Genomic DNA, 25,609 nt, shown 5'->3' with positions numbered 1-25,609 from the left:
TTCACACCCGGCTGTCGAAGACATGAACCGCCACCGCGACGACTCGTCAGGGGAGGGCGCAAGCTTGCCCGGAAACGCTAGACCTTTGGCTCGACCGCGCGCTGAAGAACAAGAAACGTCGCGCCGCGCCCCTGCTTCCGTGCCTTCTCCTCGTAGCGGGTCACGGGCCAATCCGGCATTGTGTCGCGGTTCTCGGTCGTGAAAACCCGCGCGATGTCAAAGGCGGGGTGTGCGCGCGCCGCTTCGATGGCAACCTCGGCATAGTCATCGATATCGGAGGCAAACCGAAATTCGGCGCCGGGCCGCAGTAGAGGCGCGAGTTTATCGAGAAGGTGTGCTGAAAACAGCCGCCGTTCGCGGTGGCGCTTCTTGGGCCACGGGTCCGGAAACAGCATGAACGCGCGCGAGAGACATTCGGGCGGCAGCACCCGAAGCAAGGCGAGCACATCGTCGGCGTAGACACGAACGCGCTCGGTAAGCTCGCGCGTGACGAGCGCATCCATCGCCGACACGACGCCATTCAGGTAGGGCTCTGCGCCGATAACCCCGACACGCGGATTGTTGGCGATCTGCCAGACGAGATGCTCGCCGCCGCCGAACCCGATTTCGAGCCAGATATCCCGCACGCTCTCGGGAAAAAGCCGTTTCAGCGCCGGAGCGTCCAACGGTTGACTGACATCGATCGAGCGGTTTTGCAGCCCTTCGGCAAGCAACGTAGATTGCCGCAGAGATAGCGTTCTGCCCTTTCTGCGGCCAAATGACTTAAGGGAATGCGCCGCGCCGCCGGTTTCCCCGCACGGCGCGACATCAACTTTCGTCACGCTCAGCTCAGCGCGTCTTTCAGCGCATCAACGAGATCCAGCCGCTCCCATGAGAAGCCGCCGTCATCGGTCGGCGTGCGACCGAAGTGGCCGTAGCTCGCGGTCCGCTGATAAATCGGACGGCTGAGTTGCAGGCGTTCGCGGATGCCACGGGGGCTAAGGTCCACGATCTCGGCGATCACCGCCTCAAGCTTGCCTTCGTCCACGCTGCCCGTCCCGTGAAGGTCCGTGTAGATGGACAGAGGCTTCGCGACGCCAATTGCGTAAGAAAGCTGCAACGTGCACCTGTCGGCGAAACCGGCCGCGACGACATTCTTCGCGACGTAGCGCGCCGCGTAGGCAGCGGAACGGTCCACCTTCGTGGGATCTTTGCCGGAGAACGCGCCGCCGCCATGCGGGGCAGCGCCGCCGTAAGTGTCCACGATGATCTTGCGACCGGTGAGGCCGGTATCGCCATCGGGTCCACCGATCACGAAGCGGCCCGTCGGGTTCACGTAGAATTCTTCCTTCGGGCACATCCAGCCCGCCGGAAGCACTTCGCTGACGATGTTGCCGACGATCTCGCGAATGCGTTCCTGGGTCGCGTCCTCAGCGTGCTGCGTGGAGACCACGACAGACGTTGCGCGCACGGGCTTGCCGTTTTCGTAGTACAGCGAAACCTGGCTCTTGGCGTCGGGGCCAAGCTCAGGAAGCTGGCCGGACCGGCGCAGCTTCGAAATCTCGAACAGGATGCGGTGCGCGTAATAGATCGGCGCGGGCATGAAGCTTTCGGTTTCACGCGTGGCGTAGCCAAACATGATGCCCTGATCGCCAGCACCTTCGTCCTTGTTGCCCGCCGCATCGACGCCTTGCGCGATGTCGGCCGACTGAGCATGGACGTAGGACACGATTTCGGCGTTTCGCCAATCGAAGCCTTCCTGCTCGTAGCCGATGTCGCGGATCACGTCGCGTGCCGTCTCGATCAGCTTCTCGCTGGTGACGGAAGACGGTCCTCGGACTTCGCCCGCGAGAACGACCCTGTTCGTGGTCGCGAGAGTCTCCAATGCCACCCGCGAGTGCGGATCGGCGGCGAGGTAAAGATCGACAATCGCGTCCGAGATCTGATCGCAGACCTTGTCAGGGTGCCCCTCGGATACCGATTCGCTTGTGAAATGATAGCTATTGCGAGACACTGCCTCGTTCCAATCCTTGCACGATTTGCCTGGAATGCATGGCGGAGCGCCATGCTAGCCGAGATCGTTCGCAATTCCCGGCTGGCTTTCCTTAGCCTCAGGCTTTTCCTCTGACAAGGCCCTTACGAGATCTATGACGCGCCGCCGCACCTTCGGATCCTGTATCTTGGCAAATGCCTTGTTGAGTTCGAGACCTTCGCGGGAGTTGAGAAAATCGAGAAGAAATCCCTCTTGCTCTGGCTCGTGGAGGCCGTGACTTGCACTCGACGGGGCGCTGTGAGCAAAAGCGTCTTCGAAGAAATAGCCGACCGGCACTTCCAGAATTTTCGAGAGCTGGAAGAGGCGACTTGCGCCGATCCGGTTGGTACCCTTTTCGTATTTCTGAATTTGCTGGAATGTGAGATTCATTTTCTCACCCAGCTTTTCCTGACTCATGCCAACGATCATGCGACGATATCGCACGCGGCTGCCGACATGAATATCCACCGGGTTCGGCTTGCGCCCTGCGGTTTCATATATCTCGTCGCTATCGGCCAATATCGAAACCGATGACTCGACCATGCCCATATTCCGCCCCATCTCTCTCCGCCATCTTTAAGTTGTACGCACTCAGCCGTATGACTATTCCCACTACCTAAAAGTAGTAGTTATGCCTGAACGAGCCGTCAAGCTTCTTCTTATCTGCTTACGAACCGTTCCGAGACATCACCAAAACGTTTTTCTCGTAAACGCAAGAATCGCCAACCAGTTTGGGAATTAAGAATCATCCGACCTTTGCGAGCGCAACCATAGCCAGATAAAATTGAAGCGTGAAGAAAAATAACGCAATAAAGGACTGCATCCTCAGTTTTTGATAGAAGGTTATTGGCAATGCATGAGGCAAGCTGTGGTCAATTGTCCCAGCTTTACCCAAATCTATTTTGTCCAAAATGCGGCCAAAAGGGTCAATGATTGCCGAGATTCCGGTATTGGCCGCCCTGACGACCGGCAGGCCTTCTTCTACGGCTCGAATGCGCGCTAAATGAAGGTGTTGATATGGTCCGGTGGACTGTCCAAACCATGCATCGTTGGTGACATTGACCAACCATTCCGGCCTTTTTGGCAGACTACCCGTTCTTCCAGGAAAGATAATCTCGTAGCAAATCAGCGGGAGAAAAGGCCCCGCCTGCGGGGTCTCGATCGGCTGTGCTGGCCCCGCCCCCGCCTCAAAACCGTCCAACCTGTGGGAAAAAGCGGAAAAACCTGCCTTCATCATAACGTCTCTGAAGGGCACATACTCGCCGAACGGGACGAGATGAATCTTGTCGTAGACGGCCTTGAGTTCGGCCCCTTTCCCCAACAAAAATAAGCTGTTGAAAGCTCTGTCGAAGCGGTGGCGACCGTCAGGGTCGAGGCTCCCCTCCGCGCGCTCGGCGCCAATTATCAGGGAGGTTCCGTCCGGAATCAGCGCAGCGAGCGCTTCTCGCACCTCGTCGCTGTAAATCCGATCGTTGAAGGCGAACAGCACCGGCACGGAAGATTCAGGCCAGACGACATGCGTGAATGCGGCGATGTCTTCTCCAGATGTACCACTGCGGCTCAACTGGAGCGCGCGGTCGAAGATCCATCGGCGATTTTCCGGCTTCCACTTTTCTTGTTGCGGAATATTTGGCTGAACAATGCGGATACGAACGCCAGGGACATCGCCGACCGTCTGCTCAAGCCTTTGCGCGCCCACCGCGTAGAATGCAGCGAGCGTCAAGGCGGCGACCACGACGGGAGCGGGAAGCCTGTTGAAGCGAGCCGCCGGTGCCGCGATGAAAGCCGCGGGCGCCGAGAAGATGAAAAGCGCTGCGAGCGTCAGGCCGTACAAGCCGATATAGGCCGCCATCTGCATCGGCGCTTCGTCGGCGGCAAGCGCCTCGCCGAACAGGTTCCATGGAAAGCCGGTGAAAAAGTACCCGCGCGCGGCCTCCGCGCAGAAAAATGCGAAGACGAATCCGATGACACGCGCATAGCCACGCCGCCACATCGCCGCCGCGAGCACCGCCGCGACCGCGTAGAACAGGCCGAGCGCCGCGCAAAGCCCGGCCACGGCGAACGGCATCAGGATCGCGTAACGTTGCGCGTCGACGTAGAACGCAAAGCCGATCCAGTAGATCCCGGCGAGGAAATAGCCGAAGCCGAAGGCCCAGCCGAGCAACGCGGCGCTCTTGAGACGCTTCACGTAATTGTCAAGAAGCGTCGTTGCGTCATCACGGATCGCGACAGCATCGAGCGCCCAGATCATCAGTGGGAAAGTCAGGAACAACACCGGCCAAAGGTGAAACGGCGCCATGGCAAGCACCGACAACGCGCCCGCGAGAAAGGCGATCAATACCAGCTTCCCGGTCTTGAGACCGGCCATGGTCGTCGGCAGAAAATCCATGAAGAGCCTTGGGAGGAGGATCGGGCCAGAGCCGAAACGTTAAGTGCCTGCAAATAGCGAGACTTTTTGCTGCTGACGAGATGAATCGTGACAATGCGGCTGCAAGGTTGGGGAAAGGTGGGTCTTTTCAGGCCCCTTCACTAAGCCAACCTGTTGAAAAAGCGTCGCCGTTGCAGTGGATCTTACATTTTCCGGCGTTGGCGCCGTCATCAAATGCAAAATTCAAAACTGCAATGGAATCAATAGGTTGCTAGTGCTCTCGCAGCGCCTGCATTATGCTTGAGAGCGTGCAGAAATGTGTACCAAAAAACTGCGCCAGAGCCCTGGCACATCGAAAGACCGGGCGGCGTCGCGCCCGGCCTGAATTAGATCGGCTTGCGTCAAAATCGGCCTCGATTTGACGCAGATCGAGCGCCGCGCCTATTGTGGCACGACCTTAGTAATCAGCGAATTTTCACGAGATCGAATTGCGAATAGCAATTGCGGCTTGGCAGGTTGTCATGCCCGGTGAGAGCGTCGGCGAAGGCTTCCGTCAGGTTCACACCGTCTGCCCTTGCGCGAACGCTCGCGAGGAGAACCGGCCGCTCATAGCTCGAGTCTGCGTCCTGTTGCGCTTTGCAGGCGTCCCTGTCGTATTGTCCGAGAGTGAGCGTCCAAAGCGGGATCGAAGCGTCCGACACCTTGGAAATCCATCCGGCGACCGTCTGAGCACGGGCAAGCGCGCGCGCTTCCTCCGCCTCGCGGTCGCCCTCGCGTGAAGCCAAACCCACGGCGATGAGGTCGAGTGCGCTGGCAAACGACTCCTTGACCTTCGGCGTAATGATCCGGTCGGCCGTTTCCTCTTCGGGGATGACCGTATCATTGGCGACGACTTCGGTCGTGCTTCCCTTCACCCAGGTATAATCGTTGGTGACAATGATATAGTCGAAGGATGCCGTGCGGCCTTCTACGTCCTTGCCGTCAATACGGAAGAAATAGGCATTCTCGACCTTTTCCTTGGGGGCATGCTTCTCGGCGACGGGTTGCGGAGCGACGACTACCGGTTGCGGAGCAGCCACCACAGGCTGAGGCGCGGGCGTGGCCTCGACGTTTTTGGCGGCCCGGTCGGCGTAAAGGATCGCGCCTTCGACCAGCGCCCCCAGAAAAAGCAGAACCGCGAGGATCCGGAACCAGATTCCGCCGCGACGCTTCTTTTCTTCGTCAGGTTTCTTCCCATCTCCCGCGAAAGGAGGCTGCCCTGAATTCGAATTAACGTCTTTTGCAAGAATATCGGTCATTGAAATGGTCCCCTTTAAACTCGGGACATTCGCCCCGACGCGCCGCAGTGTGGCATGCCACATCGGATGCACCGCTATTATGACGAGATTTCGTCAAATTGGCTTCATCATCCTAGACTTTTGCTAAAGCCCTCGCTCCAAATTAGCACTCACCACTTGACAGTGCTAACAGTTCCGGACTATCTCAGCGGCAGGGTAAACGCGAGCTCATATGCCGCACCCACACATTTTACGATCCAGATTTGTCGTCTGAGGAGGATACACATGTCAGTGAAGTTCCGGCCCCTGCATGACCGCGTCGTCGTGCGCCGTCTCGAAGAAGAAGAGCGCACCAAGGGCGGCATCATTATTCCGGACACGGCTAAGGAAAAGCCTCAGCAGGGCGAAGTGATCGCCGTTGGTCCCGGCGCCCGTAACGAAGAAGGCAAGCTCGTTGCCCTCGACGTGAAGGAAGGCGACCGCGTTCTCTTCGGCAAATGGTCCGGCACCGAAGTCAAGATCGACGGCGAAGACCTTCTGATCATGAAAGAGAGCGACATCCTCGGCATTCTCGAAGGTCACGAAGGCGGCGGCAAGAAGAAGAAAGCCGCGTAGTAACCCGAGACTATCCCTTTCAAAGTTTCACTCTCATTTAAGGAGTCATGACCAATGGCTGCTAAAGACGTACGTTTTGGCCAGGACGCCCGCGAACGCATGATCCGTGGCGTCGATATCCTCGCTGATGCCGTAAAGGTTACGCTCGGCCCGAAAGGCCGCAACGTTGTGCTCGACAAGTCTTTCGGTGCGCCGCGCATCACGAAGGACGGCGTGACGGTCGCGAAGGAAATCGAGCTTGAAGACAAGTTCGAGAACATGGGCGCGCAGATGGTGCGCGAAGTCGCCTCGAAGACGAATGACATCGCTGGCGACGGCACGACCACCGCGACCGTTCTCGCTCAGGCAATCGTGAAGGAAGGCGCCAAGTCCGTCGCCGCCGGCGCGAACCCGATGGACCTCAAGCGCGGCGTCGATATCGCTGTTGCAGCCGTCGTTAAGGATCTTCAGAGCAAGGCGAAGAAGGTCACGTCGTCTTCCGAAGTTGCGCAGGTTGGCACGATCTCCGCTAACGGCGACGTCGAAGTCGGCGCCAAGATTGCCGAAGCGATGGAAAAGGTCGGCAACGAGGGCGTCATCACGGTTGAAGAAAGCAAGTCTCTCGACTTCGAACTCGAAGTCGTCGAAGGCATGCAGTTCGACCGCGGCTATATCTCGCCGTACTTCATCACCGACGCCGAGAAGATGCGCGTCGATCTCGACGATCCGTACATCCTGATCTACGAGAAGAAGCTCTCCAACCTCCAGCCGCTGCTGCCGGTTCTCGAAGCCGTCGTCCAGTCGGCCCGTCCGCTCCTCATCATCTCGGAAGATGTCGAAGGCGAGGCTCTGGCCACGCTCGTCGTCAACAAGCTGCGCGGCGGCCTCAAGGTTGCGGCCGTTAAGGCTCCGGGCTTCGGCGACCGCCGCAAGGCCATGCTGCAGGACATCGCGGTTCTGACGGGCGGCCAGCTCATCTCCGAAGACCTTGGCATCAAGCTTGAGAACGTGAACATCACGATGCTCGGCCGCGCCAAGAAGATCACCATCACGAAGGACGACACGACCATCGTCGATGGCTCCGGCGACCAGAAGGAGATCGAGGCCCGCATCAATCAGATCAAGGCCCAGATCGAAGACACGACCTCCGACTACGACCGTGAGAAGCTCCAGGAGCGTCTTGCGAAGCTCGCGGGCGGCGTCGCGGTGATCCGCGTCGGCGGCGCGACGGAAATCGAAGTGAAGGAAAAGAAGGACCGCGTCGACGACGCGCTCAACGCGACCCGCGCGGCCGTGGAAGAGGGCTTCCTTCCGGGCGGCGGCGTGGCTCTGCTCCGCGCAATCTCCGCGCTTGAAGGCCTCAAGGGCGAGAACGAAGACCAGAAGGCGGGCATCAACATCGTCCGTCGCGCGATCCAGACCCCGATCCGCACCATTGCGGCGAATGCGGGCGAAGACGGCGCGGTTATCGCCGGCAAGGTTCTTGAGAACGGCGACTACAACTTCGGCTACAACGCCGCGACCGGCGAGTATTCGGACCTCGTTGCCGCTGGCGTCATCGACCCGGTGAAGGTGGTTCGCATCGCGCTTCAGGACGCCGCTTCCGTGGCTGGCCTCCTGATCACGACCGAGGCCATGATCGCCGAGAAGCCGAAGAAGGACTCTCCGATGCCGGCGATGCCGGGCGGCGGCATGGACTACTAAGTCCGCGCCAAAGCGATTGAAACACGGAGCCCGCGGCGCAAGTCGCGGGCTTTTTTTAATCCTGCGTTTCCGTAGTGATTTTGCGCATTGCCTGGAAGGCAGGAAAAGCCCGCAGAACCAGCACGGAAGACAAAGGTCGAAGAAACATCACCTGATCGTTAGACCCAATTCCCGAGCACGAAGGATCATAACCAGCGGCGAAGTGTCTCCGATAGCTGTGCGAGGTACGGCTGCCCGTGCCCGCGCGCGATCAAAACCCATGAGGTTCGCCCGTGTCGCAGGACTCCCGTGCCCAGTTCGCCGCCCAGAATCGCAGCGCCCTCGACTGGCTGAGCTTCTTCCTCGCCGACGTGAAGGACGGCGTCGGACCGTTTCTCGCGATCTATCTCACATCCACCCTGAAATGGGACTCGGGCAGCGCTGGCCTCGTCCTTACGATCGCAGGACTGGCAAGCGTCCTCGGACGCGGTCCGGCCGGTGCGTTTGTCGACGCGATCCGCTGGAAACGCGCGCTGATCGCGATCGGCGCCGGAGCTGTCGCTCTCGGGTCGGTCGCGATGGCCATCAGCCCTGGCTTCTGGACGGTGGCCATAGCGCAGGTGCTCATAGGCCTCGCCGAAGCCGTGCTACCGCTGACGCTCACCGCTATAAGCCTCGGCATTGTCGGGCAGCGGGGCTTCCCGCGCCGCGTCGGACGCAACGAGGCGTGGAGTCACTCGGGCAATGTCGTGACCGCGATTCTCGCCGGTGCCGCCGGTTATTTCATCGCGCAGGTTGCGATGCTCTGGACGGTGGCGATCGTGTCCGTTATCGCGGCGTGCGCGGTCTACTGGATCGACGGGCGCGCCATCGACCACGACCTCGCACGCGGCGAAGACAAGCCGGGGCAGGCACCTGAAGCGCTCGGCGTGCTCCTGAGCAATCGGCCGCTGCTGTGGTTTACCGCCGCGATCACGCTGTTTCATTTTGCCAACGCGGCCATGTTGCCGCTCGCTGGGCAGAAGCTAAGCGTTGGACAGCCGGACGAGAGCCCGCTTTTCATGTCGTCCTGCGTGGTGGTCGCACAACTCGTCATGGTGCCGATGGCGCTACTTGTCGGCCGCAAGGCGAATGAGTGGGGGCGAAAACCGTTGTTCCTGGTTGCGTTCGCGGTGCTCCCGCTCCGCGGGCTTCTGTTCGCGCTGGCGGACAATCCGTGGGCTATCGTTGCCATCCAGATCCTCGACGGCATCGGTGCGGGCATCTTCGGCGCCCTGTTCTATATCGTCATAGCAGACTTCACGCGCGGAACGGGCAGGTTCAACGTCACTCAAGGCGTGGCGGCCGCGTGCTGGGGCCTCGGCGCGGCAATGAGCAACGCCGTCGCCGGGCAGATCGTGAACGGCTTCGGATTTTCGGCAGCATTTTTCTTTCTGGCCGCGTGCGCGCTTGGTGCTTTTGCGATTTTCGCGCTCGCAGTTCCAGAATCGCTAGGCTACGAGGCGGAAGGGCCCGAAGCACAGGTATTGGCGGTAACATGACAATACGAACGAAGTTCGCATCATCACCCGCTGACGAAGCAACCCTAGCGATCCACAGGCAGGCGCAGGAGCGCGTCGCGCCAGAGATCGATCCCCACAACCGCGTGTCGCGGGCGCTGTCACACTAACCAAAACGACCCGAAAGCGATGGGGCTTATGACAACCAGATTGAAGCCACGGTCGCTGCTTTCCCCACACGGCCGAAGCTGCATCGGCAGCTCAGAATGTCGCCGCTGAAGTCGGGCAGCTCGCCTATTTCAGCGGTTCTCGGCACGTGGCGGCAGGTGCGCAAGGGCATCGACCGACGCGGCCGAACCATGGGTGGCGTGCATGAGGCCGTCACCGAATAGCATCGTTTTGAACAGCTATGACCTGAACGGACGACCGCGCGCCGGCACCATCGAACCCGGTCGAATTCTCTCCGTCGCTGCTCGATACGGGTCTTTGTCGGCGGTTTCGAGCTGAAGCTTCGCGCGATTTTGATCCGCTCGCATCGGGCGGCATTGCGCTGCTCCATCGCCTCCGGTTTGCGGAAATCGTGCAGAAAAATCAGTAGAACGCGGAACATGCGAAAAGCCGATGAATTACTGGGTGGATGGCGGAGACGGAGGAAGCCATATGCGACTCGCTGTAAGCATTATCCATTTATTGACAATGGCTTACTAAAATACTCCGTAGCATTTTGTGCAGCATTAGGTGTAACAGACAGGCTGCCGCTTACGTCCACGGGCTGAATTGGCTCCCTGTACCGCGGGTCGTCGGCGCGGTGCTGTTCGACGAATTCACGAGCGCTCGCTCGATGCCGATCTCGGGCTGGCGCTAGCGCTCGACTGTCAGCGCGGCCCGCGTGACGACCTTCGCATCCTCCCGATGTCGGCGACGCACCATGGTGCGCGCGTCGCGCGACTTCTCGGCAATGCTTCCGTCCGGATAAAGCCGAAGCAATGGTGTGAAATGTTGGCAACAGTTGCCAAAGCGGGTATCTTTCGACGGAAACAGGAGACACGGCGATGCCTACCCGCAACGTCAGCCTTACACCGGAACAAGACGCCTTCATTGACGAGGTTCTAGAAAAGGGCGAATACCGGAACGCCAGCGAAGCGATGCGTGACGCCATTCGCGCGTTGCAGCAGCGCCGGGCGCTGGAATCTCTTAAGCTCGACAAGCTTCGACTAAGCATTCAGGCAGGCGTCGCGGCCCTCGAACGCGGCGAGTACGATGAGGTCGACGACGCAGACCTCGACGCCTATCTCGATGACCTTGCCGCGTCGACGTCCCGTTGATCCCGCATGGCGCGCTATCGGCTTTCCGAACCGGCTAAGGCCGACATCGCTTCGATCCTTAGGACCAGCGAGGAGCGCCACGGTCGACAGGCCCGCATCCGTTATCGCGCGCTGCTCACTGCCGCGTTGCGGCGCGTCGCCACCGAACCCGACGGCGTTTCGACAGCCAATCGAGACGAGCTGCTTGCCGGAATTCGCAGCTTCCACATTCGCCACAGCCGAACCGAAACCCGCGGGGCGCCGGTCGGCGATCCGGTGCATGTGATTTTCTATCGCGCGGTCGAACCCGGCCTCGTTGAGATCGTCCGCGTGTTGCATGACCGTATGGAGCCAAGCCGGCATGTCGGCCAAGAGATTGAAGAACCAAAGAGGTAACTGGGGAGCGCCGAATAGATGGCGCTCGCCGAAGCCACAAAGCGCGGTAGGCCCGCCATTACAAAGAAATGCGCGACCGATAAGGACCTGGCTTCACTGGGCGATCTCGTCCGCCTGGTGCGCAACAGTTTCGCGCATGGCAACATTACGTTCTCGCAAGGCACGAACAGCGAAATCAAAGCTCTGCGGCAATGGAATACGGATCGCAACAAGAGACGAACATGGGGAAACGATCCTCGCCGTCGATGACGCCCAATCCCTCCGCCGACGCTGTCGGCGTGCCGTATGAGATCTTCCCGCCGCCAGCGAAAGGATTCAATCTCTGGAAAAGCAAGGCCGATTGTGGAGAAGGCTCTTGATCCATCGTATGATAGTGCATAGACAATCATGAGTGCGGCGCTACGGCCCTCGCTCAAATTCCTCCAACCGGTCCGAGCCAATGGTAAATCGATCCATCCGGCCAGTTTCAATGCCCTACCTCCGGTCTAGCGCGCCCCTTGGTGCGGGGCTTCCGGCGCCGCAAATCCACAGCGATGTTTTCATTGCCGACACCGCGAAGATTTTGGGAGACGTGCACATCGCGGAAGGTGCCAGCGTCTGGCATTATGCCGTCGTAAGAGGTGACGCCAACGCCATCCGGATCGGCCGGCGGACAAATATTCAGGATGGCGCAATCATCCATTGCAGGGTGGGCCATCCCGTCAGCATCGGCGATGGGGTTTCCATCGGTCACGGAACCATCCTTCACGGATGCACAATCGCAAATCATTGCCTCATAGGACTTGGCGCGCGACTGCTCGACGGCGTGCGGCTCGCGGAAGACACGCTTGTCGGCGCCGCCGCGCTCGTTCTCCCCGGTGTGGAGTATCCTGCGAATGTCCTTCTTATCGGCGCACCGGCCCGGATTGCCCGCCCGCTCACCGAGGGCGAGCGCCAGGAGATCAGGCTCAATGCCGAGCGCTACGTTTCTCTCAGCAGGGTTTATGAGGCCGCGTAGCTTGCGCCGCGAGTGCGCGCAGCGTCCAATGAAAAAAATGGCGGCGCGGCGCAGGATAGTGCCGCAAAGGGGATCATGTGAGAAAGCGAAATCTGAGCCATTTTCTGACGAAGCCCCAAGGCAGGCTCGAAAACACGAATACGAATATGACATTTTCGATGCCGCGCGAGACCGCCGCGCGTTTGAGGGACGCAGCAGTGGCAAGAGGCACGGATGTGCAGGGGGTCATCGAGCTTGCTGTCAATGAATGGCTTGCGCGGCGGACGGAAATCTCAGAGGCATCGCGATAGCAACGCAGCGCTCAGCGCCCGCTCGCCGACAATCATGAAAGCGGGATTGTTGCTCCGGCGCGGTCTTCAAAGCCTGCGATTCTCAACGTGCCGAGCGACAAGCGGGCTCCTGAAATAATCCCGCCCTTGACCATGGGAGATCAAAAGCGGCGCTCACGGATCTCGGGGCAAAGGTCGAAAGAGGCCGATTGCAGGCTTCGGGCAGATTTCGGAGAGCGCCTGCTGCTGGAGGATGAGCGGCCATTCCGATTTGCAGACAGCGCGCGTGAGAAATGTTTACTTAACCTCGATTAGGAAAGAAAAAGTAACGAATCCATTGCGTGAAAAGTAGCCCATCAAATCCTAGGTGACTGATCACCGTCATAGATATGAAATTGAATAAGAACGGACAATTTTGGATTTCTTGAAGCTATAGACTTAATGAGTATGCGAGAATTTTGTTGCGTTTTTGTCAATCTCTGCCTAAGAGCCTGAAGGCCGACCTGGATATCTTCCTCTTTCGATAAATTTATACTCTCAAGTATCGCATCAACCCAGATATCATCATTTCTGGCTGCGACCGAAAGCATTATGACATCACGAATGTCTTCATTTGTCAGGAACCCATATTGTGCAAGGTCATCACGCAGGGTGCCGAGAGGCGGATGTTTCCACATGCGCACGTCGACGACCTTTTTCCGGCTGTCGATGTTATTTGGTATATGACGGATAACTCTATCGCAATGGCGCTCAAGATTGAGTAATTCGCCAAACAATGCAACTAATAATCTTTTTGACTCGTCCCGCTGTCGGAACCTCTCGACTTGACGAGCCGAAATCAAACTAATTCCTCCACCAATTACCGCGCCCAAAATCCCGATCAGGCCTTGTCCGTAATCCACCGTGAGCGTCCTATAAAATGTATCGGTTAAGCTATTTCGGATAGCAATCAGTTTTGTCAAGTCGGCAACCACCTTGACTTTTCTCTTGGAGAGAATCTTGTCTTGATGTCTAGGCCTACCGGTCATCAAGCGCCAACCGAGGCAGCGCAGCATGACAGAGCTAAACAGTTGGATTACCGGTGATGTATTCACGTCTGGACCCGGGATATCAACGCTTAGGGCGTGGGAACCCTGGGAAGAGACGAGATCAGCGCTTTTCGAAATCCAGAATTCAGATATTGATGACGAGCATCCGGAATGGCGTACAAACTGGATCGCTGGTGTTGCGATGCTGCGAACGACCGGTCACGTTCTACATAAGGTGGATGCTGCTTTGTCTGCGCGCCATAAACGCGTAATCGATGCTGCGTGGCTTTCCTGGAATGCCGACAAGGACGGAAACTGGATTTTCTTCGATTTCATCGAAAGAGAACGCAACAACATTTTGAAAACATTTTCGTTCGGTGCGCAATTGCCAGCAACAGAAGACGGCAGAGTTTTGGCCTATGGAAATACTGGGTTTGACGCGACGCAGCTCTTTCGAGAGGCCGTATATTGGTGGCGTTACCAGCTTCGCATGATCGAGAGCCAATTGCGCTAAGACGAATCGGAACATCTCTCCTAGCAGCAAGGCCTCGACTATAATCTATTTTGCTTGCGGGGGCACGGAGGCCGCATTCAAAGCCAAAGCTGCCCACATATGCTCATTTCGAGTATTTCCGGATTCGACCCTGAAGACTCCTTTGCAAGGCGGAGCGTCGGCTCCGCCCGCCACCATTTAAATGTCGACCTGCTCGGAGATCGCAAGCGCGTCATCAACCTCGACGCCAAGATACCGGACCGTGCTTTCGATCTTTGTATGACCGAGGAGAAGCTGCACGGCGCGCAGGTTGCCGGTCTTCCGGTAGATCAGTGTGGCTTTGGTCCGTCGCAGGGAATGCGTGCCGAAGAGGCTGGCGTCAAGCCCAACCATGGCGACAAGCCCAACCATGGCGACCCAGGTCGAGACAAGACGCGCATATTGTCTCGTGGTGAGGCTCCTTTCTTCGCCGCGCCGGCCGCCGAACAGGAAGTAGCCAGGCTTCCTTTGCGTCACGCGCAGATACTCATCGACTGACTGTCGCGTCTGCTCGGTGATCTCGAAGCGTACGGGACGCCCTGTTTTTCGTTGCCGGACAGTCGCTCGCTCGACGGCGTATCCGTGCGGTGCGACATCCTCCACCTTGAGGGCAACCACATCGCAGCCTCGAAGCTTGCTATCGATCGCGAGATTGAATAGCGCCAAGTCGCGGGTTCGGCGTTGGAGTTGAAGTCGGGTTCGGATGGCCCAGACGTGTTTTGGCTGCAGGGGCGGCTTTGGTCCGACAAGCTTGCCCTTGTTCCAGGGGCGGCGCGATGCGCCACTCGCGTTGACGCTTTGACCTGTACTCATGGTCTCTCTCCATTTTGGGTGCGAGACTTGAGAGTGCCATGCCTATGCCGCCGATGAGATCGGGCAGTGAAGAAACCGGCCGTTAGCTTCCGGCGCCAGCCAGATGCCGATCGCGATGCCGGTCAAGATCGAGAACAGGATGGCGAGAACGATCGACCCGAGCCAGGTCATGCGTCTCGCATCCCTGGCTGTGAGTTCGATCTTGGCGCGCTCGGCGGCGGCGGTGCCCGACAAGGCGTCCGTCAACTCAACCGTGGAAGACCGAACGGTTTTGGCCACGTAGTCGGCGGCGGCCGTGATGAGGCCTTCGCCGGTTGTTTTTGCCGAAGCCGCCGCGCGCTCCATCGCATCGAGAGAGGTGTCGCGCTCAGCCTTGAGGATCGCATCGGCCTTCTCCAGATAGCGATCGGTGACAAGCTCAAGAAGCGTGAGCACCACAAACAACGGGTCGCCTGGCGCCAAGATGATCCTGTGGCGCTTGGCGACCTCGCCGATGAGCCGATGGATTTCCGCCTCCGGGTCCGGCTCAGAGGGCGATGATGGAGGAAAGCTGTCCATTCACTTCCCGTTCGACGAGCTGCAGGCGGGCCTTCGCCATGATGGTGAAGTCTTGCGACTCCCGTACTTCGGCAAACGACAAGCCGGCCGACATCATCTTTTTGACGTCGACGCCGAAGGTGTCCTTTTCGCTGAAGGTGTGATCGGCAAGATGCACGATGGCCGAGATGCGCCCGGCGGAATTTCTATAGATTTGGAGGTCTTCGAACCTGCGGCCGACAGGCACCACGGGGCCGAAATGATCGTTGATCCACACGACAATCTCGACAGAAGGTGGCGTCTGGGCGGCAATGGCTTCGAGATTGGCGCTCGTTTCGCGGAAGGTCGAGCCGCCGGTCAAGATAATGTGGGCGACGAGCCTCTTGTCGGCGGAGCGGACGTGCTCGGGGACCTTGTTCTTCAGGAGATAGCGGTTCAGCTCAACGAAGGCTGATGCGCCGGTGTCGATGACGAAATTCGCGTCGGTCGTGAGAAACTCCTCGGTGATGTCATCGAAAACGCGAGGGTTGATGGCATCGCCCTCCATGAGCTGGACACGCTTAACGCCAAGCGCGTGAAAGCTTGAAAACGACGCCGAGGTGGCATCGGCGTCGATGGCGATCACGGGCAGGCCCGCGGCCTGATAGGCTTGCACCAGTAGCACCGCGTGATGGGACTTGCCGACGCCGCCCTTGCTGTTCAAGAACAGATTGACCGCGCGCCGTGACTGCGAACCGTTCTCCATGCGAAGATCTCCTTCAGTCGTATTTTTTCCTGTAGGCGTCCATGGGATCGAAGTGAAACGTCCGCTCTTCGGGCGGTCCGACATAAAGGGGCGTTCGAGGCCTGCCGTGGGCAGGAGGCGAAGGGCTCGCAGCCCCAAGGCCTGGAAGCCCAACCGGGGCAGCGTCAGAGGCCTGGTCGCGGTATTCGCGGACCAGGCGGATGAACTGCCGGTAGCTGACGCCTAAGCGGGTCTTGTGCTTCGCGTAGATGCGCGACATTGGCGCCTTGCGGGTCAACTCGCCGGCAATTTCCGGAAGCAGCGCGGTGAACGCGATGCGCCCGTCGCCCCATTTTGCCCGTGGCTTCTCTCCTCGCTTCTCATCCTCTATCATGGTTTATAGACTATCACACGCCACCCTCAAACTCAAACGTCGCAAAAGGACGAAGATCGTCAGACATGGACGAAGTCCGCCGAAGATCGCCAAACTTCGCCGGGCCTTTGCGTCACAGATGGACAAAGACCGCCAAAGATGGACGGAGGCGGTCAAAGAAGGACAGAGACCGCCAAGGAGCGACAGAGATCGTCAGTGGTGGACGGAAGGTTTGGATGGCAAGATGTGTGATGTGGGCCTACATCGGCGAAGCCGATGCCCCCATCACGCCGTTCCTTACTCGCTTCGCTCGACGGAAGCGCGGTCTCTTGTCGAGACCGCCGCCAGAGGACTAACATGCGAGCATGGCGCATCAAATCCCGTTCGAGCCGCGAGACCGCACGCGTCCGCTGAAGACTTTTGTCAGTCCCAAAGAGCGCGTGGCGATCGAGACAAGAGCACAAGCCGCGGGCCTCTCGGTCTCGGCCTATCTGCGCGCGGCAGCCCTCGGCGCCAGGCTCACATCCGTCCACGACCAAAAGGCGATCCTCGCGCTGTTGCAGGTGAATGCCGATCAGGGCCGGCTTGGCGGTCTCTTGAAGCTCTGGCTTGTATCGCGAGCCGGCGTGGGAGCGGGGCCAGGCGAAGTCCGCCGCCTGCTGCATGACATCGAGACCGTGCAAATTCAGCTTCGCGCCCTTATTGATCGTCTATAAACTATGCGCTAAAGAGGTGGCGACGGGGATCACGCCATGGCGCGGCGGAAGAGCGGTTTCAGTGTGTTCGGGCAGCTTTCTTTTCTCGGCTTGTTCGAGCGGAAGGAGGAGGAGACACGAGATGAGCCCCAAGGTTTGAAGGACGAAGACCGCCTTGCAAAAGGCGTAACGGCGGAACCCAGCACTCAAGATGATGAAAGAGGCCATGAGGATCGAGAGCAAATTCGCGACCCGGCGCAAGGGCTACCTGGCGCAGAGCCATCCCGCGCTGTACGCGGAGCTGGAGAAGACGGGGCAGTTGAACCAGCATCTGGACGAGATCGGCCGGCAAGCCCGCCAGATGATGGAGCGGATCTTCGAAGAGAAGAAGCCCGAGATCGAGGCGATCAAGGACGCAGAGGAGGGGGAGATCAAGGAGACGCAAGCCTGGCTGATGGCCGAAGAGATCGCGCTCCACGAGGTGGTTCTGACGCTTTAACTTCCTCCGCCGTCGCGATCAGTGAGCGAGCGCGGCGCAATTACGCCATTACGGCCGCCGATGCGATCGGCCAGGGTACGCCGAAGGAGAAGGTTCGCGCCAATATCGAAGCGATCCGCATCCTCAAATCCCTCGAAGAGGACGCGCGCGAGCCGACCTCGGACGAAAAACAAGGCCTCGTTCGCTATACGGGCTGGGGCGCTTTTGCCCAGGCGATCTTTGACAAGAACCCCTACAGCCAGGCGGCCAGGATTTGGGCTGCGGAACGCGCCGAACTGCAGGACCTGCTCACAGCCGAAGAATGGGCTTCGGCCAGGGCGTCGACGCTGAACGCCCATTTCACCTCCGAAGCCGTTATCAAGGGCGTCTGGAGCGCTGTCGAGGGCTTTGGCTTTGATGGCGGCCGGGCTCTCGAACCGGCCGTGGGCGTCGGCCATTTCATCGGACTTGTTCCTGAGGGGCTTCGGGCCTGTACCGCCTGGAGTGCCGTCGAACTCGACCGGCTTTCGGGCCGCATCGCCAAGACGCTCTATCCCGGCGCCGATGTTCGGATCGAGGGCTTCGAAGACAGCCGCTGGCCGCAAGGCTATTTCGATCTCGCCATCTCGAACGTGCCGTTCGGCAATTACGGGGTGCGCGACGCGAAGCTTCGCCACCTTTCCATTCACGATTATTTCTTTGTGAAAGCGCTCGACAAGGTCCGGCCAGGTGGGCTCGTCGTGTTCATCACCTCGCTTTATACGCTCGACAAGAAGGCCGATGCCGCCCGTCGCGAGATGGCGCGCCGGGCCGACTTCCTCGGCGCGATCCGGCTGCCAGGCGGCGACAAGGGCGCGTTCAAGGCCAATGCCGGAACGGAGGTCACCGCCGATATTGTGTTCCTGCGCCGCCGCGCCGAGGGGGAAGAGCCAGGCGGCCCAGACTGGCTCGACCTCAAAGCCATCGAGACACCAGACGGCCCGATCGAGATCAACCGCTATTTTGCCGACCATCCCGCCATGATGCTGGGCGAGATGCGTCTCGAGCGCGCCATGTATGCGAGCCCGACGCCTGTCCTGATCGGCCAGAGCACGCCGGACGAGCTCAAAACGCAAATTGAACAGGCGGCGCGCGCACTTCCCAAGGACGCCTATCGCGTCCGCGGCGACAAGCCGGTGCGGTTGATCCCGGTCGTCGACGCGAGCCTTCAGAAGGAAGGCGCGTATTTCATCGAGGCCGGCAAGGTCCACCAGCGCGTCGCCGGCATCGCCGAAGAGCAGGCGCTCAGCGCCATGGACCGCGCCAAACTCGTCGCCCTCATCGAGATGCGCGACATGGTCAACACGCTCCTGAAGCCGCAAGCAGCGTCTTCGGCCGGCGAGCGCGACGCGCTGAGAGCGCGGCTCAACGCGGCCTATGACCGCTTTGTCGCGCGCCACGGCCCGATCAACCGCACCATCCAGACGGTCACGAACCGGTTCAAGAAGGATGGCACGCCCGTTGTGTTAAGGCGCATGCCGAACTTCGCGGCCTTTCGCGATGACCCCGACGCTTTCAAAGTCGCAGCACTTGAGGATTATGACGAGAGAGAGGACACCGCGGCGAAGACCGCCATCTTCAGCCGTGACATCATCCGGGAAGCGCCACAGCCTGAGATCAAAAGTGCTGCCGACGCGCTCGCCGTCTCCCTCAATGAAACCGGCCGCGTGGACCTGGCGCTGATCGCCAAAAGTCTGAATACGAGCGAGGAGGAAGCGAAAGACGCGCTCGATGGCGCCATCTGGCTCGATCCTGCGGGCGATGTCTGGCGCACCTCGGCCGATTATCTGTCGGGCGATGTCGTCCAGAAGCTCGACGACGCCCGTGTCGCGGCGAAGGATGACGAGCGCTACGGCAAGAACATCGAGGCGCTCGAATGCGTCCAGCCCGCCCCGCTCACGCGCGTCGATATCCGCATCCTCTGTGGCGCGCCCTGGGTGCCGCCCGAGATTTACCGGGCCTTTCTCGCTGAGGCGCTGAGCGTGCCGGCCGAGGCGCTGATCCTGAACGACGTCTCGAAGAAATGGCAGTTCACGACGAAGCCGGAGATTCCGGCCTCGACCGAGGCGCAATATGGTACGTCGCGCGCCAGAGCCTTCGACATCATCCTGGCGGCGCTCAACAATGGCGAAATCCGCATCTTCGATCCAGGACCCGCCGCCGATAGCCCGCCGACTTACAACGCATCCGCCTCGGAAGAAGCCAACGCGAAAGTTGGCGCCATCCGCGAGCTCTTCTCAGGCTCGCCCGAGACCGGCATCGAAGGCTGGGTTTGGCAGGATGAGGAACGGGCGCGGCAGCTCGAAGAGCTCTACAATCTCCGCTTCAACCGCCTGGTGCCGACCGTCTATGACGGGGCGCATCAGACCATGCCGGGCCTTGCCCGCTTCATCAATGCAGGCCCCGACCAAGAGCCTCGGCCCTTCCGGCTGCACTCGCATCAGCTGAACGCCATCTGGCGCGTGGTCTCGAGCGGCAACACGCTCATCGACCATGCGGTGGGCGCCGGCAAGACCTTCACCATGATCGGCGCCGGCCAGGAGCAGCGCCGTCTCGGGCTGATCCGCCGACCCATGTATGTCGTGCCCAATCACATGCTGGAGCAGTTTGCCCGCGAGTTCCTGCAAGCCTATCCCGCCGCCGAGATCCTCGTCGCCGACAAGGAGGTCATGTCGAAGGACAAGCGCCGCGCGTTCAGCGCGCGCATGGCTGCTGGCGCCCATGACGCGATCATCATCACCCACGATGCCTTCGGGCGCATCCGCATGTCGGACGCAGCCTATGAGCGCTTCATTCGCGATGAGCTCGATGGCTTGAGAGATTTCAAAGCCAAGGCAGAAGCCGATGAAGGACGCGGATCGCCCACCGTCAAGGAGTTGGAGAAGGCGGCGAGACGGCTCGAAGCCAAGCTCGACAAGCTTCTCAATCAGGAGCGAAAAGACGACGGCATCACCTTCGAGGAGTTGGGCGTCGATTTTCTGTTTGTCGACGAGGCCCATGCCTTCAAGAACCTCGCCTTTCGCACGCGGCACACCCGCGTGAAGGGGCTTTCCGGCACGGAATCCCAGCGCGCGACCGATCTCTATCTGAAAATCCGTTCTCTGGAGGAACAGCGGCCAGGCCGCGCGGCGGTGTTCGCCACCGGAACGCCCGTCTCGAACACTATCGCCGAAATGTACACCATGCAGCGCTATTTGCAGGGAAGGCTGCTTGCCGATTACGACATCGATGAATTCGATGCCTGGGCCGCCACCTTCGGCGACATCGTGACCGAGGTCGAGCTTGCGCCTTCGGGCCGCGGCTTCCGCACCACGCGGTCGTTTTCGAAGTTCGTGAACATCCCCGAGCTGATCGCGCTTTACAGCCGCGTCGCCGACACGCAAACGCCCGAGATGCTGAATCTGCCCCGCCCAAAGCTCAAAGCCGGCCAGGTGACCGTCGTCGAAGCGGAGCTCTCGGAGCGCGAGCTTCACATGATGGACGAGCTTGTGCAACGCGCCGAAGCTATCAAGGGCAAGCGCTCTGAGGCAGGCGGCGACAACATGCTGAAGATCCTCGGCGAGGGCTTGCGGCTTGCGACCGATATTCGCCTGCTCGACGCGCAAGCGCCCATCAACCCGCACGGCAAGACGGTCGCTGCGGTGGAGCGCATCGCGCAGATCTGGAAGGAGGGGACAAGGCCGGGACTCTGTCAGATCGTGTTTCTCGATATGGGCGTGCCGAATTCCAAAGCGGGTATGAAAGCGCCGTCTGCCGTCGACGAGGCGTTCGGCGAGGACGCGGACGACAATGAAGCCGCCCTTCCCAACGAGATCGGCTCCTCCTTCAATCTCTACGAGGATCTGCGCGCGCGGCTTGTCCAAAAAGGCATCCCCCGCGAGGAGATCGCCTTCATCCACGAGGCTGACAACGACATCAAGAAGGCACGGCTGTTTGCCGCCGTTCGCGAGGCGCAGGTGCGCATCCTGATCGGCTCCACCGCCAAAATGGGTGTCGGCACCAACGTGCAGCGCCAGCTTGTCGCCATGCACCATCTCGACGCGCCCTGGCGGCCCGCCGATGTCGAGCAGCGCGATGGGCGCATCTTGAGGCAGGGGAACCTCAACTCCGAAGTCGAGATCATCCGCTACGTTACGCTGCGCAGCCTCGACGCCTATCGCTGGCAGACGCTGACCAGGAAGGCGAATTTCATCGCGCAATTGCGGGCCGGCGCGCGCGGGGTCAGGACCGCAGAGGACATCGATTCCCCGCTTCCGGAAGCGGCCATGATCAAGGCGGCGGCCACCGGCAATCCGCTCATCATCGAGCACGCGGAGCTGTCCAAGGAGCTGCGCGAGCTTGAGGCGGCAAAACGAGGCCAGGAGCGCTCCGTCCTTGCCGCGAAATCGGCCTATGCGCGGCTCACCTCCAAGATCGCCGCTCACGAGACGGCGATCGCTGGCCTTGGCGCCGACGCCGAGCAGGTCCGCGCATCCGAAACAGCGGCGTTCCTGCTCACTATCGGCGACCGACGGTTCTCGGAACGCAAAGCGGCGGGCGAAGCGTTGAAGGCGATCATCCTCTCGAAGGCGACGCTTGCTGCCGGCCAGCCTCAAAAAGCTGCCCTTCAGGCGCGCCTGCGAGGGTTCCTGCTCGAAGCCTATGTTCGCTCTGGCGCGAACGGTCTCTCCTACACCATCGAGATTGAACGAGAGAGGGGCTACGCCAAACAGGATTCCTATCTGTTGAGCGACGAAATCGATCCGGCTGGCCTCCTGCGCCGCTTCGAAAACTGCATCAAGCAAGTCCCAGCCGTGCTGGCAGCCGAAGAGCAGGGGTTGACCAAGGCCAGGGCCGATCTCCCAAGGCTCGAGCGCCAGTTGACGGCGACCGGGTTCGCCCGCGCCGATCGTCTCAACAACGCTAAAGCCCGGATCGCGGACATCGAGAAGGCCCTGCAGCCGGCGGCGCACGGGGCGGCGAAGAACGGTGAAAGCACTGCGGTTCAAGGGGACACACCTGCTCATGCAGCGAGGTGGTCATCGGTATCGAGCTTGGCCGGGCTGGAATACAGTCCACCAAGTCAGCGGGCCAAGATCGCGCTCCTGGAAGCCGAGTTCAGTGAAACGCAAGCTCGGCAAAACGGCCGTGGGCGATCGTAGTCCGAGACGGCGTATGGTCATTTTCGGCCTCAAGTGTCGATTTTGGCGCCGATCTCTACGATTCCGCTTTGTTGGACAGCGGTAGGAATTGCCGCCAATCGCCAGAAGCGTCAGCGGGGCTTTAATGAGCGCGGCGCCCTCGAGTGGTAGTTAGATAGATATCCGCCGTCGGATCGCCAGGCGAGCTAGGCGGCTTTCGGCGTGGCCGGCGACGCCGAGCGGTGCCGGTCCCTAACTTCTCTCTTTGGGCTTGGGGCGCTGTGAGCAGTGCTTAAGGTTTTGGAAGGAAGTATATAGACCTTGCGCCAGTTCGAAATCCGGCGAAAGACTGCGCCTTGAATCGCATCTCGATCATGCGGCAACGAAGAGGCAGCGGTGGCGGTCAAAAAATCTCAGATTTATAGCTCTCTCTGGCAAAGCTGCGACAAGCTCCGCGGCGGCATGGATGCCTCGCAATACAAGGACTACATCCTGGTCCTCCTGTTCGTGAAATACGTCTCCGATCGCTACGCAGGCGATCCGAACGCCGTGATCGTCGTTCCGGAGGGCGGCAGCTTCGCCGATATGGTGAAGCTTCGAGGTGATAAGGAAATCGGCGACAGGATCAACAAAATCATCGCCAAATTGGCGGAGGCCAACGGTCTGAAGGGCGTCATTGACGTCGCCAACTTCAACGATCCCGATAAGCTCGGTGACGGCAAGGAGATGATTGATCGCCTAAGCGATCTCATCGCTATTTTCGACCGGCCAGAGCTGAATTTTCGAAAGAACCGGGCTGATGGCGACGACATTCTTGGCGATGCCTACGAATACCTTATGCGCCATTTCGCGACCGAATCCGGCAAGAGCAAGGGGCAGTTCTACACGCCGGCGGAAGTGTCCCGCATCATCGCCAAGGTGATCGGCATCCGCCACGCGAAAAGCGTTTCTCAGACGCTTTACGACCCCACCTGTGGTTCTGGCTCTCTCCTTCTCAAAGCGCGCTCGGAATCGCCCGTCGGGATCACGGTTTACGGCCAAGAGAAAGACGTCGCGACGCGCGCGCTCGCGAAGATGAACATGGTGCTGCATGATTGTCCTGACGCCGATATTGTGCGGGATAACACGCTCTCATCGCCATATTTTCGCGAAAAGGATCAGAGCCTCAAGAGATTCGACTTTGTCGTCGCCAATCCGCCGTTTTCGGACAAGGCTTGGACGACCGGCGTCTCACTCGGAAGTGACGATCCCGACGGACGCTTTGAGTACGGGACGCCGCCCGCGAAGAATGGCGACTACGCTTATCTCCTCCATGTGATTGCATCGCTCAAGAGCACGGGCAAGGGCGCGATCATTCTGCCCCACGGTGTCCTGTTTCGCGGAAACGCTGAAGCGGAGATCCGCAAGAACATCATCGCGAAGGGGTTCATCAAGGGCATCATTGGCCTGCCGGCGAACCTGTTCTATGGCACCGGCATTCCGGCTTGCATCATCGTTCTCGACAAAGAGAACGCGGATCGCCGCACCGGTATCTTCATGATCGACGCCTCGAAGGGCTTCGTGAAGGACGGCAACAAGAACCGGCTTCGCGCTCAGGACATTCACAAGATCGTCGATGCGTTCACGAAGCAGATCGAGATCGAGAAATTCTCCCGGCTGGTTCCGCTTTCGGAAATTGTGAAGAACGACTTCAATCTCAACATACCCCGTTATATCGACAGCTCCGAGCCGGAAGACCTGCAAGACATCGCGGCGCACCTTTTGGGCGGCATTCCAGAGCGCGATGTCGACGCCCTCAGCTCCTATTGGGGCGTCCTGCCCGACCTCCGGCGGGAGCTTTTCGGTCCCGGCCCTCGTCCGGGCGCCTGCGCGCCAAAGGTGGAAGCCTCCGGCGTCAAGCCGGCCATCCTGGAGCATAAGGACTTCGGCCGCTTTTCGGCGACGGTTTTGGAAGCATTTGCGTCGTGGCGGCGCCAGCATGCCGAGCGCCTGAAAGGCTTGAGCGCGGAAGACCATCCGAAACAGGTCATCGAGGTGATCGCCGAGGACTTGCTCGCGCGGTTCGCGACTATCCCGATCCTGGACGCTTACGACATTTACCAGCATCTCATGTCCTTTTGGGAAGAGACGATGCATGACGACGCTTCCCTGATTGTGCAGGACCGCTGGGAGGCGGGCCGCACGCTCCGGGAGCTTCACAAGAACAGCGAAGGCAAGTTTACGGAGACGCCCGACCTCGCTATTGGCAAGAAGCGGCTGAAGGCCGAGCTTATTCCGCCGAACCTTATCGTGGCGCGTTTCTTCGCGGACAAGCTCGCGGACGTGGAAGCGAAGGAAGCCGCCGCCGAGGAGCTTCGTCGCGCATTCGAGGAACTGGACGAAGAGCAGGGCGGAGAAGACGGCCTTCTTTTCGAGGGCAAGAACGAGAAGGGCAAGCTCACCGCCGCCGGCATCAAGGCGCGGCTGAAGGACATCAGGCGCGATCCGGAAGCAGCCGAAGAAAGGGAAGCGCTTGAGAAGTGCCTGCGCCTGATCGAGGAAGAGGCTGAGGCTTCCAGGGCGGCGAAAGAGGCGAGGCTCGCGCTCGACGTCAAAACCGCGGCGAAGTATCCGGCGCTGACCGAAGCCGAGATCAAGGCGCTGATCGTCGACGACAAATGGATGGCGGCGCTCGACCGCGACATTCATGGCGAACTCGACCGCGTCGGCCAAACCCTCGCCGGTCGCATCAAGCTGCTCGCCGAACGCTACGCCGCGCCGCTGCCGCAATTGGCCGAGGAAGCCGAAGCTATCGGCGCGCGCGTTGAGGAGCATCTCAGGAAAATGGGCTTCGCGTGGCGGCGCGAAGCGCTGAAAACCGCCGCGGAATGAC

General features: G+C 60.0%; 24 protein-coding genes. 13 read left to right on the top strand and 11 right to left on the bottom strand.

Annotation, left to right across the window (positions count from 1 at the left end):
* Positions 1–77: 77 nt before the first annotated feature.
* The 5 genes from trmB to RVAN_RS19185 all read right to left on the bottom strand — a co-directional run bounded on the left by trmB (position 78) and on the right by RVAN_RS19185 (position 5,677).
* Positions 78–626 carry a tRNA (guanine(46)-N(7))-methyltransferase TrmB gene (gene trmB / locus RVAN_RS14370; protein ID WP_245257995.1) on the bottom strand — a complete coding sequence of 183 codons (549 nt, stop codon included), beginning with the start codon at positions 624–626 and terminating at the stop codon, positions 78–80.
* 197 nt (positions 627–823) lie between these two features.
* Entirely contained in the window at positions 824–1,993 is a 1,170-nt protein-coding gene (gene metK / locus RVAN_RS14365) for a methionine adenosyltransferase (protein WP_013420434.1), read from the bottom strand.
* Between the two features lie 54 nt (positions 1,994–2,047).
* Positions 2,048–2,554, bottom strand: a complete 507-nt coding sequence (locus RVAN_RS14360; protein ID WP_049779647.1) for a helix-turn-helix domain-containing protein — start codon at positions 2,552–2,554, stop codon at positions 2,048–2,050.
* A 202-nt stretch (positions 2,555–2,756) separates the two neighbouring features.
* Positions 2,757–4,400, bottom strand: coding sequence for an apolipoprotein N-acyltransferase (lnt, locus tag RVAN_RS14355; protein WP_013420432.1), 1,644 nt, complete (start codon positions 4,398–4,400; stop codon positions 2,757–2,759).
* A gap of 443 nt (positions 4,401–4,843) precedes the next feature.
* The gene (locus RVAN_RS19185) at positions 4,844–5,677 is read right to left on the bottom strand and encodes a hypothetical protein (protein ID WP_013420431.1); all 834 of its coding nucleotides are present in this window, start codon (positions 5,675–5,677) and stop codon (positions 4,844–4,846) included.
* 270 nt (positions 5,678–5,947) lie between these two features.
* On the opposite strand from RVAN_RS19185, the gene groES reads away from it, so the two are divergent.
* From groES to RVAN_RS14315, 8 genes are all read left to right on the top strand, one after another.
* A complete protein-coding gene (groES, locus tag RVAN_RS14345; RefSeq protein ID WP_037236086.1) occupies positions 5,948–6,271 on the top strand; it encodes a co-chaperone GroES in 324 nt (107 codons plus the stop codon).
* 54 nt (positions 6,272–6,325) lie between these two features.
* Positions 6,326–7,954 carry a chaperonin GroEL gene (gene groL / locus RVAN_RS14340; RefSeq protein ID WP_013420429.1) on the top strand — a complete coding sequence of 543 codons (1,629 nt, stop codon included), beginning with the start codon at positions 6,326–6,328 and terminating at the stop codon, positions 7,952–7,954.
* 272 nt (positions 7,955–8,226) lie between these two features.
* A complete protein-coding gene (locus tag RVAN_RS14335) occupies positions 8,227–9,474 on the top strand; it encodes an MFS transporter (RefSeq protein WP_013420428.1) in 1,248 nt (415 codons plus the stop codon).
* Positions 9,475–9,698: 224 nt separating this feature from the next.
* On the top strand, positions 9,699–9,824 hold the full coding sequence (locus tag RVAN_RS21040; RefSeq protein WP_280642109.1) for a hypothetical protein: 126 nt from the start codon (positions 9,699–9,701) through the stop codon (positions 9,822–9,824).
* 660 nt (positions 9,825–10,484) lie between these two features.
* Positions 10,485–10,757: a type II toxin-antitoxin system ParD family antitoxin gene (locus tag RVAN_RS14330; RefSeq protein ID WP_013420427.1), complete on the top strand. Its 273-nt coding sequence runs from the start codon at positions 10,485–10,487 to the stop codon at positions 10,755–10,757.
* A 6-nt stretch (positions 10,758–10,763) separates the two neighbouring features.
* On the top strand, positions 10,764–11,132 hold the full coding sequence (locus RVAN_RS14325) for a type II toxin-antitoxin system RelE/ParE family toxin (protein ID WP_041787687.1): 369 nt from the start codon (positions 10,764–10,766) through the stop codon (positions 11,130–11,132).
* 18 nt (positions 11,133–11,150) lie between these two features.
* Complete coding sequence (locus RVAN_RS14320; RefSeq protein ID WP_013420425.1) at positions 11,151–11,381, top strand: hypothetical protein; 231 nt, start codon at positions 11,151–11,153, stop codon at positions 11,379–11,381.
* Between the two features lie 220 nt (positions 11,382–11,601).
* Positions 11,602–12,129, top strand: a complete 528-nt coding sequence (locus RVAN_RS14315) for a gamma carbonic anhydrase family protein (RefSeq protein ID WP_013420423.1) — start codon at positions 11,602–11,604, stop codon at positions 12,127–12,129.
* A 625-nt stretch (positions 12,130–12,754) separates the two neighbouring features.
* Here the strand turns inward: RVAN_RS14315 and RVAN_RS14310 are convergent.
* Complete coding sequence (locus RVAN_RS14310) at positions 12,755–13,360, bottom strand: hypothetical protein (RefSeq protein WP_155942473.1); 606 nt, start codon at positions 13,358–13,360, stop codon at positions 12,755–12,757.
* A 91-nt stretch (positions 13,361–13,451) separates the two neighbouring features.
* On the opposite strand from RVAN_RS14310, the gene RVAN_RS20310 reads away from it, so the two are divergent.
* Positions 13,452–13,940, top strand: a complete 489-nt coding sequence (locus RVAN_RS20310; RefSeq protein ID WP_013420421.1) for a hypothetical protein — start codon at positions 13,452–13,454, stop codon at positions 13,938–13,940.
* Positions 13,941–14,117: 177 nt separating this feature from the next.
* Here the strand turns inward: RVAN_RS20310 and RVAN_RS14300 are convergent, their stop codons facing one another.
* From RVAN_RS14300 to RVAN_RS14285, 4 genes are read right to left on the bottom strand one after another with little or no spacing between them, the layout of a single operon-like run.
* On the bottom strand, positions 14,118–14,771 hold the full coding sequence (locus RVAN_RS14300; protein WP_013420420.1) for a tyrosine-type recombinase/integrase: 654 nt from the start codon (positions 14,769–14,771) through the stop codon (positions 14,118–14,120).
* Between the two features lie 42 nt (positions 14,772–14,813).
* Positions 14,814–15,329 carry a hypothetical protein gene (locus RVAN_RS14295; RefSeq protein ID WP_013419416.1) on the bottom strand — a complete coding sequence of 172 codons (516 nt, stop codon included), beginning with the start codon at positions 15,327–15,329 and terminating at the stop codon, positions 14,814–14,816.
* Positions 15,298–16,053 (bottom strand): conjugal transfer protein TraL, encoded by a 756-nt coding sequence (locus RVAN_RS14290; RefSeq protein ID WP_013419415.1) that lies wholly within the window; start codon positions 16,051–16,053, stop codon positions 15,298–15,300. Before RVAN_RS14290 ends, RVAN_RS14295 begins: the two co-directional genes overlap by 32 nt.
* 13 nt (positions 16,054–16,066) lie before the next feature.
* A complete protein-coding gene (locus RVAN_RS14285; RefSeq protein ID WP_013420419.1) occupies positions 16,067–16,426 on the bottom strand; it encodes a hypothetical protein in 360 nt (119 codons plus the stop codon).
* 344 nt (positions 16,427–16,770) lie between these two features.
* On the opposite strand from RVAN_RS14285, the gene RVAN_RS14280 reads away from it, so the two are divergent.
* On the top strand, positions 16,771–17,121 hold the full coding sequence (locus tag RVAN_RS14280) for a plasmid mobilization protein (protein WP_013420418.1): 351 nt from the start codon (positions 16,771–16,773) through the stop codon (positions 17,119–17,121).
* 190 nt (positions 17,122–17,311) lie between these two features.
* Positions 17,312–17,599, top strand: coding sequence for a TnpV protein (locus tag RVAN_RS19175; RefSeq protein WP_013420417.1), 288 nt, complete (start codon positions 17,312–17,314; stop codon positions 17,597–17,599).
* On the opposite strand, the gene RVAN_RS19170 is transcribed toward RVAN_RS19175, so the two are convergent.
* Positions 17,596–18,036: a hypothetical protein gene (locus tag RVAN_RS19170; protein ID WP_049779446.1), complete on the bottom strand. Its 441-nt coding sequence runs from the start codon at positions 18,034–18,036 to the stop codon at positions 17,596–17,598. The two genes, RVAN_RS19175 and RVAN_RS19170, sit on opposite strands and share 4 nt — an antisense overlap.
* Here RVAN_RS19170 and RVAN_RS14275 point away from each other — a divergent pair.
* Together RVAN_RS14275 and RVAN_RS14270 are read left to right on the top strand one after the other, a co-directional pair.
* Positions 18,022–22,758 (top strand): DEAD/DEAH box helicase family protein, encoded by a 4,737-nt coding sequence (locus tag RVAN_RS14275; RefSeq protein WP_049779444.1) that lies wholly within the window; start codon positions 18,022–18,024, stop codon positions 22,756–22,758. The two genes, RVAN_RS19170 and RVAN_RS14275, sit on opposite strands and share 15 nt — an antisense overlap.
* A 375-nt stretch (positions 22,759–23,133) precedes the next feature.
* Complete coding sequence (locus tag RVAN_RS14270; protein ID WP_013420415.1) at positions 23,134–25,608, top strand: type I restriction-modification system subunit M; 2,475 nt, start codon at positions 23,134–23,136, stop codon at positions 25,606–25,608.
* Position 25,609 lies beyond the last annotated feature (1 nt).

The sequence above is a fragment of the Rhodomicrobium vannielii ATCC 17100 genome, from assembly GCF_000166055.1.
Taxonomy (GTDB): domain Bacteria; phylum Pseudomonadota; class Alphaproteobacteria; order Rhizobiales; family Rhodomicrobiaceae; genus Rhodomicrobium; species Rhodomicrobium vannielii.
This window is presented reverse-complemented; position numbering and strand designations above follow the sequence as displayed.

Coding starts and splice junctions, on each gene's coding strand:
- RVAN_RS14360 (WP_049779647.1), bottom strand. CDS start 2,554: ATGGTCGAGTCATCGGTTTCGATATTGGCCGATAGCGACGAGATATAT.
- lnt (WP_013420432.1), bottom strand. CDS start 4,400: ATGGATTTTCTGCCGACGACCATGGCCGGTCTCAAGACCGGGAAGCTG.
- RVAN_RS19185 (WP_013420431.1), bottom strand. CDS start 5,677: ATGACCGATATTCTTGCAAAAGACGTTAATTCGAATTCAGGGCAGCCT.
- groL (WP_013420429.1), top strand. CDS start 6,326: ATGGCTGCTAAAGACGTACGTTTTGGCCAGGACGCCCGCGAACGCATG.
- RVAN_RS21040 (WP_280642109.1), top strand. CDS start 9,699: ATGTCGCCGCTGAAGTCGGGCAGCTCGCCTATTTCAGCGGTTCTCGGC.
- RVAN_RS14330 (WP_013420427.1), top strand. CDS start 10,485: ATGCCTACCCGCAACGTCAGCCTTACACCGGAACAAGACGCCTTCATT.
- RVAN_RS14325 (WP_041787687.1), top strand. CDS start 10,764: ATGGCGCGCTATCGGCTTTCCGAACCGGCTAAGGCCGACATCGCTTCG.
- RVAN_RS14320 (WP_013420425.1), top strand. CDS start 11,151: ATGGCGCTCGCCGAAGCCACAAAGCGCGGTAGGCCCGCCATTACAAAG.
- RVAN_RS14315 (WP_013420423.1), top strand. CDS start 11,602: ATGCCCTACCTCCGGTCTAGCGCGCCCCTTGGTGCGGGGCTTCCGGCG.
- RVAN_RS20310 (WP_013420421.1), top strand. CDS start 13,452: ATGACAGAGCTAAACAGTTGGATTACCGGTGATGTATTCACGTCTGGA.
- RVAN_RS14300 (WP_013420420.1), bottom strand. CDS start 14,771: ATGAGTACAGGTCAAAGCGTCAACGCGAGTGGCGCATCGCGCCGCCCC.
- RVAN_RS14295 (WP_013419416.1), bottom strand. CDS start 15,329: ATGGACAGCTTTCCTCCATCATCGCCCTCTGAGCCGGACCCGGAGGCG.
- RVAN_RS14290 (WP_013419415.1), bottom strand. CDS start 16,053: ATGGAGAACGGTTCGCAGTCACGGCGCGCGGTCAATCTGTTCTTGAAC.
- RVAN_RS14285 (WP_013420419.1), bottom strand. CDS start 16,426: ATGATAGAGGATGAGAAGCGAGGAGAGAAGCCACGGGCAAAATGGGGC.
- RVAN_RS14280 (WP_013420418.1), top strand. CDS start 16,771: ATGGCGCATCAAATCCCGTTCGAGCCGCGAGACCGCACGCGTCCGCTG.
- RVAN_RS19175 (WP_013420417.1), top strand. CDS start 17,312: ATGATGAAAGAGGCCATGAGGATCGAGAGCAAATTCGCGACCCGGCGC.
- RVAN_RS19170 (WP_049779446.1), bottom strand. CDS start 18,036: ATGGCCGACGCCCACGGCCGGTTCGAGAGCCCGGCCGCCATCAAAGCC.